This is a genomic window from Nostoc sp. NMS7 (assembly GCF_017115085.1).
Classification (GTDB): domain Bacteria; phylum Cyanobacteriota; class Cyanobacteriia; order Cyanobacteriales; family Nostocaceae; genus Nostoc.
The window spans coordinates 1-6,448 of sequence record NZ_JABXKJ010000036.1; the positions used below are offsets into that span (position 1 = coordinate 1).

General features: G+C 42.5%; 7 protein-coding genes and 1 pseudogene. 3 read left to right on the forward strand and 5 right to left on the reverse strand.

Annotated elements, in window-relative coordinates; all coding sequences use genetic code 11:
* Positions 1-171: 171 nt before the first annotated feature.
* A pseudogene (locus HWQ38_RS40320) lies at positions 172-714 on the forward strand (DNA cytosine methyltransferase); the annotation flags it as partial.
* Positions 715-1,514: 800 nt separating this feature from the next.
* Here HWQ38_RS40320 and HWQ38_RS02865 read toward each other — a convergent pair.
* Positions 1,515-1,688, reverse strand: a complete 174-nt coding sequence (locus tag HWQ38_RS02865; protein WP_292789869.1) for a hypothetical protein — start codon at positions 1,686-1,688, stop codon at positions 1,515-1,517.
* 354 nt (positions 1,689-2,042) lie between these two features.
* Positions 2,043-2,621: a TMEM165/GDT1 family protein gene (locus HWQ38_RS02870; protein ID WP_292789871.1), complete on the reverse strand. Its 579-nt coding sequence runs from the start codon at positions 2,619-2,621 to the stop codon at positions 2,043-2,045.
* 482 nt (positions 2,622-3,103) lie between these two features.
* Here HWQ38_RS02870 and HWQ38_RS02875 point away from each other — a divergent pair, with 482 nt between their 5' ends.
* Entirely contained in the window at positions 3,104-3,268 is a 165-nt protein-coding gene (locus HWQ38_RS02875) for a hypothetical protein (RefSeq protein ID WP_292789878.1), read from the forward strand.
* A gap of 383 nt (positions 3,269-3,651) precedes the next feature.
* A complete protein-coding gene (locus HWQ38_RS02885) occupies positions 3,652-3,819 on the forward strand; it encodes a hypothetical protein (protein WP_334792284.1) in 168 nt (55 codons plus the stop codon).
* Between the two features lie 403 nt (positions 3,820-4,222).
* Here HWQ38_RS02885 and HWQ38_RS02890 read toward each other — a convergent pair whose 3' ends face one another.
* The 3 genes from HWQ38_RS02890 to HWQ38_RS02900 form a co-directional block, all read right to left on the reverse strand.
* Positions 4,223-4,681 carry a hypothetical protein gene (locus tag HWQ38_RS02890; protein WP_292789872.1) on the reverse strand — a complete coding sequence of 153 codons (459 nt, stop codon included), beginning with the start codon at positions 4,679-4,681 and terminating at the stop codon, positions 4,223-4,225.
* Positions 4,682-4,890: 209 nt separating this feature from the next.
* On the reverse strand, positions 4,891-5,025 hold the full coding sequence (locus HWQ38_RS02895) for a hypothetical protein (protein WP_292789874.1): 135 nt from the start codon (positions 5,023-5,025) through the stop codon (positions 4,891-4,893).
* A 55-nt stretch (positions 5,026-5,080) separates the two neighbouring features.
* Positions 5,081-6,067 (reverse strand): PHB depolymerase family esterase, encoded by a 987-nt coding sequence (locus HWQ38_RS02900; protein ID WP_292789876.1) that lies wholly within the window; start codon positions 6,065-6,067, stop codon positions 5,081-5,083.
* Positions 6,068-6,448: the final 381 nt, after the last annotated feature.

The following is a 6,448-nucleotide window of genomic DNA, read 5'->3' on the forward strand; positions in this document are numbered from 1 at the left end:
CGAAAAATAAAAAACAAGGGTAATAGTGACTATGTTGCAATTTAAATGCCGATTAGCTTATGACTATGACAAAGACAAAATACCTGTCTGTCAAAACTGTAATGCTGGGTCGTTTCTTCACCCTGCCCCCCATTTTCCACAGAAGGACAGCGACTCGGAGCAACTGACGAGCGTGACTGTTTCCCCGCAGTCCTTAAAATTATCAGAGAATTGCAGCCCAAATTCATCGCCATCGAAAACGTTGCAGGACTTCTCACCTGCCCCTATAAACCAGACACAAACCACCTCTATTTTTCATACATACTCAGACAGCTTGCCCTTTGCGGGTACGATGCGGAATGGCTTACTATCGGAAGCGGCCACTTTGCCAGTCCCTTCATTAGAGAGCGAGTATTGCTGGTTGCGATCGCCCGGAGCCTTAAGCCTCAGTGGGAAAGGGCGGCCTCCTGGACAGACCAAGCAAGAAGCAGAACTGAAGAAGTTAGGTTTAATAAACAAAGGCGAGGTATTAAACCCGGTTATCCTTTGTCATTGGTACGAAATCCCGGACTCCTGGCTAGACCCCTCGGAGTCAAGAGCCGCGACGGAACTATTAGAAGAATGCGACAGGCAGCAGGAAATCTTCTCGATCCTAGAGTCGCAGCGATCGCCCTTAACAGAATTGTCTACCTCAACTCATTATGCAGAGAACCTGCCGCCAGTTACCAGGGCTAATGCTCAACCGGAAACTTACATTATTAATCAGTCTGAATCATTAGCAATTATCAAAGATAATTTTGGCTTTGGGTTTGTTGTTAACTGGTTGGGTTCATCTGACTTGATAACTTACAACTGGGAACGAGATGATCAGCAAATTATTGGGTTTGCGATCGCACCCCAACACCTAATTGATAAATTCTTCTCCCATCGCGCAGCGTCTCGTAGAGAAGGGGAGACGCTAAAAGCGATAGAGGAAAAAGTTGGGTATCAGGTAGTACCCGAAAATTTCTTAGAGGAAACTGAACGCGCAGCAGCTTCTAACCAAAAAGCCAAAAGCAGACAGCGCAAGGGTTGTTTATATAAATATATTGAAAACAAGAAGCTCAAAGACGGCGCGATCGCTTCTTATCCCCGTATAATTGGCCACAGACACCCCGACAATCCTACTCATTGGCGCTGGGGCTTTAACTGGGAAGAGAAGGTAGACGGTGAGTGGAAGGGGCGGAGTATTGGATCAGTGCCGTTGGGAGCGATGGCGTCTACGCCCGCCGCAGGCATCGCACTTATCCAATCTATGCAAAATGAAGGGGTTAGTTTAGAAAAAATAATCAGCTTTATCAGGAGAGCAAAAGCTAAGAAATCTTAACAATTTTGGGTTACAATTAACACCTCTCAATTGTTTACGCAATAGAGTAAAATTTTCTGCTTAGGATAAAAGGCGATCGCTATAAATATAAATTGAGCAATCGCCACTACAAAAATTCTTCTCTACGAGAGGCTTCTCTTTCAGAGACGAAGAAAGCGAACGCCAACGTTCAGGAGTAACTTGGCTCATCTCTGCCAATACCTAATTCTCTTAGCTTGGCTTTGACCTCTTCCCAGTCTTGACCGCAGTAGTAGTATTTTTTGTCCCGAATGTCGGCCAAGTACAAGCCAGGTCTACCGCCATTGATGCGAAACAGTTCAACCAAAACTTTGATTTTGGTCAACCCATTTATTTTAAGTGTCGATTCTAAAATAGTAATAGAAATTAATAGCCCCCAGAGGGGTAGTCTGAAGGCTTTGTGGGGTTAACCCTGCCCAATAGTAACCCCAGTTGCAAGTTATGAAATAGGACTTACTGATGGTAAGCGATAGCGATATCTGTACAGATATAAGATATTGCGAGCCACAACGACGGGACAATTCAGCAAAACGCTTTCTGTGCCCGAAAATTATTGATAGACCAATTCCTTTGCTCCTCAATCTGACAACTAGCATCCAATGCCCAGTCTTTCTGTGTCCCTCGCTTACCTGTTTGTATGTGAATACGAAACAAAATTTCAAGGTGGATGAAGGAAATACTAGTGTTTAAGCAAGAGTCCAATTCCTACTAGCGCAAATGCAGTTGCAGCAACTCTCTGTAACAAGTTTGGTGGGATTAGATGTTTGGCTTTATATCCGACTATTACTGCAATAGCTGTCACAGCCCAAAGCGCTAAAGTTGCGGAACAGAAGATAGTGATTGGAGCATGATATTTAGCTGCCAAAGTAGCTGTTGCCAACTGTGTTAAGTCTCCCCATTCAGCAATAAAAATAGTCATAAATGTCGATGTAACAGATTTAGAAAAACGAACTTTTTTTGCTTGCTGATCAGATTTAACATCCTCACCGCCGGATTCATTCTTGCACCACATCATGATTGCAAATACTAAAAATAGAATTCCCGCACTTATATGAATAAGCATCGGTGGTAAAAGGCTAAATAAACTACCGAATGCCACTGCAACAAGGCTCTGAATGACAAATGCGACCGCCGCGCCTGTAAAAACTGCAAGAGGATGATGAGAAGTGGCAAGTAATAAAGCTGCAAAAGCAGTTTTATCTGGTAGTTCAGCCACAAATATTAGTGCAAAAGTAGAAACAAAGAGATTTAATTCCATTGTGATATGAGCCGAGCAAGCTCCTCAGATTTATTACAACTTTCCTGAGTGAGCTTGAGCAGCACATCTGTACTCCACCAAGCTCACATCAGATGTGAACTTAGTGAAAGTCTCGCTCCCAAGCATAAAGATTCGCCTCAGTTAACTACTGAGACTCAAAAACTTGTCATCTGAACCAGGCGATGCGCCAGTATGTTGATTCAGATGTACTGACTTGATTAGCCAGCAGCTACTCCCTTTCAATCTTTATTCAGCCTACACTAAAAAAAAGGAAAAAGTCAATTGTTTTAATTAATCTGAAAAATATATCTTCTTATTCTTAGATAATTGATTATCATATTTCTTTCATTATTTAAAAAATTTCCTTAATATTTGAGTTTCTTATTTATTTGGTCAGCATAACTTTTAAATAAAAAAATTATTCAGAAAAAAATTGGCTCAAAGAAATGCAATGGTGATTCGGGAAAAAAAGATATAGACGAATGGCACTAAGAAAATCTTTAAGCTATGCACGATATGCATTACAGCTTTTAAAGCTATTGAACAGTGAAGAGATGGGCCAGGCGATTGTGCTTGATGCAGTGCAGCGATCGCTATGGGATTCAGACTGCGGTCAATGCAGCGTTTTGGTGGGATGCTCCGGTTGAGAGAAAACCCCGGCAAGAGTTGGAGTTAAGCTTGATTTTGAAGTGGCGCAGTCCATTCAATAAGGAGAATTGGGAGCGCTGGGGGCAACCATTTTGGTAGAATAAAGTAAAGTTTAGTGTCAAAGCAAATCCCCTTGAACAGCAGATTTATTAGTTAATTATTATTGGTATTAATAGTTATTATTCGGGTTTACCGAACCGCAAAATTAGAGTAAACCATAATCTTTTTTACTGCCTAACTTGGTGCGGTAATCATCAATTCTTTGGTGATAATAACCGAATTTACAAGCTTCTTAGTTCTCAATAATATGGTAATCAAAGCAAGGAATTAAATCCTCAGTTAATTGAGCAACAAACTCTACTGGTACGAGGGAGAAATTAATATGCTAGTTCGTTACAACCCCTGGCAAGAATTGAACGCTTTAGAACGTCACATCAACAGCTTATTTGGAGATACCAGAGTACCATCCGCACGGTTGGAAAAAGGCTTTATCAAAGTTCCGGCTGCTGAACTACAAGAAACTGAAGATGCGATGCCCACCGTAGGCTAGCGCTCTCTTTTCCTCTCTACGAGACGCGCTACTCGCGTTCGCTTGAATGGGACGATAAGCACGAGCGGCATGGCTGGCGCTTACCACAATTCCTGTTATTCAACTTTTTACTCAATCCTGGGTAACAGTCAGTTCTTGCAGCAAGGCATTATTTACCCGATGCGCTTCCTCTGATGAACTTTCTTTAATGTCAAAAGCTTGCTGCACTATGGCTTGAATTGACTGTAACGCACTGCATTTTCAACTAGTTTATCGATTTTAGTGGGTTGAGATTGCCCAAATCCCTTTGCACACATAGCACTGTCTCAACATTTATGCGATCCCAGACGCGATTTTAACAGAATTGGTGCGGCAATGAGCAGGAGCGAAAGCAGGATGTATTTGAAAATTTGCCCTGTTTAGATCACTTAGGCGCACGGAAACCAGCAAGTTGTGCTGTTGCTGGGTCTTTAAAACAAATATCCGGTTTGACTTTTTCGTAATCTAAGGTTTTGGGAAGGTGATAAATGTTGCCTCTCTTCTTCGTAATCTTGCCTTTTACCAGTGCATCACTTGGGCAAGTTGTTTCGCTTTGTGGTTTCACTCCGAGATTTTGTGCTGCTGCTAAAACTGCTGTTTTATTCCCCGCCGATGCTGGCTTCTTAGAGCTAGAAGTTGTATTTCCAGGAACAGGACTAGCTGCTGTAGTAGGTACAGGACTGGCTGCTGTACTAGCTGCTGTACTAGCTGGAGCAACAGCAGTTGGTGTTTGAGGTGTAGTGCTAGTAGATTCTTCAGATTTGGGACTACAACTACCTAGCATCAGCACTGTAAATAACGTCACTACCATGCTCAGTTTATGAGGTTTAAGTTGATTGTTCATTGCCGTTAATTCTCTAATATTTAATTCCCAATATTTTACCCGATACTGACTTCATCACTCTTGCGTCACCGAACAGCCCGCACAACTCTTAGAGACGCTGCGCCGTACCCTTCCCTACGGGATGCCAGGGGCGAACGGGATCTTGCTACGTGCAGCGTCTCTAAGAGTTGGGCATCGCTCTTGGGTTTTCCTCTATACGAGACGCACTGTTAGGTCGCTTGAATTCCAGGCGATAGGCGATTGCGCGGTGCTGCCGTTAGAAGCGATCGCAACAGAGGAAAGTTGAGGTGTGATGCCATTCGGCGCAGGCTCAGGGTAAGACCTGCGGCGGGCGGGTACGCCATCGCACCCACCATCTGATTATTTTGGGCTTTATTGAGATTGAGGTGTTCTTATTGATCAGATGCGTTTGCCCGGAACTGGGGGTAGAGTATGACGCTCAAAGAAATTCCAAATCGTCTGAGTTGAGTCCAAACCCAGGTTGTTATTGAACTTGTTAATATTTTTATCACTAGAAGTACCACCGTACCAAAGATGTCCCCCATTAACTACAGCCAATTCTAAAACCTCGGAACCAGCGCTACAACCGGAGTAGGAATAGGTTTTAACTCTATCGCTACTGCTTTGATTGTTAAGGGCAAATGCTACATCGTTTGCAGTATACGTGGGACATTGGTTGCGCTCGCGCCAAAAATTTACTACTTTCGGAATCGAAACGAGCGCTCCTTTTTGAGTTTTTTTGTCGCCCTGATAATGTACAGATTGGTCGTTTGTGCCGTTAATCATCAATATTGATACAGGAAGAAGTGGTTGGCATGTTTGTTCAAGTCGCATTGGCAGAGAACCAGCAACAGAAGCAAAAGCTGCTATCTGATCAGATAGTTGACAAGTCAAAGCCTGAGTTAATATTCCACCCCTAGAAAAGCCAGTAGCGTAGATTCTACGCTTATCAATATTTCTAACTTGCTGTAAGTGATTAATTAAATTCTTGACAAAAGAGATATCATCAATATTCCTTTTGCCCTTCTTTCTCAGGCTCCATTTATGGTCAATTCCATCAGGATAAACTACAATAAACCCTTTTTGTTCTGCTAATTCATTAAATCGAGAGACATTACTAATTGAGCGCCCGCTACCATCGTCCCCATGAAATACTAAAACTAATGGCATAGGACGACTAGAAGAATAAGACTTGGGTGTGTAAATATAGTAAGTACGCACAGCACCTTGCTCAGTTAGTTCGCCATTACTATCACCCAAAATAACTTGGGACTGTCGGTCAGTTATTTGCTGTGCTTGAATTGATTCGCAAGCTGTTACTAAACTAATTAAGGTAAAACAAGTAAATACTCGCTTCCAGAACCGAAAACTTAGATGAATATTCACGGCAAATAAAATTTGCTAAAAGTATAAGTATCTTGTTTTTCATGCTGTTATGAATAACAAAGTACATCTATTCACTTACTGTTTACCTCACACAAATGGCTGAATAATCGCCCAATTACAACTAGTAAAACTCTAACTACAGATATAATCTAGTACTCATGGGGGGTTGGGGTGCGACGCTTTTCCGTTTTCCTCTCTACCAGACGCGCTACTCGCGTTCGCTTGAATAGGAGTGATGCCCTTCGCGCAGAGCGTCTCCAAGAGTTGGGCATCGCTTAGTTTCCTTGCTTGATTGGGGAGAGCGATCGCTCCTTTCCTCTAAGAATAGGGTTTGGGGCTTTACTTCATACCTCAAAAATACACTATTTTGCAATTGCCCAA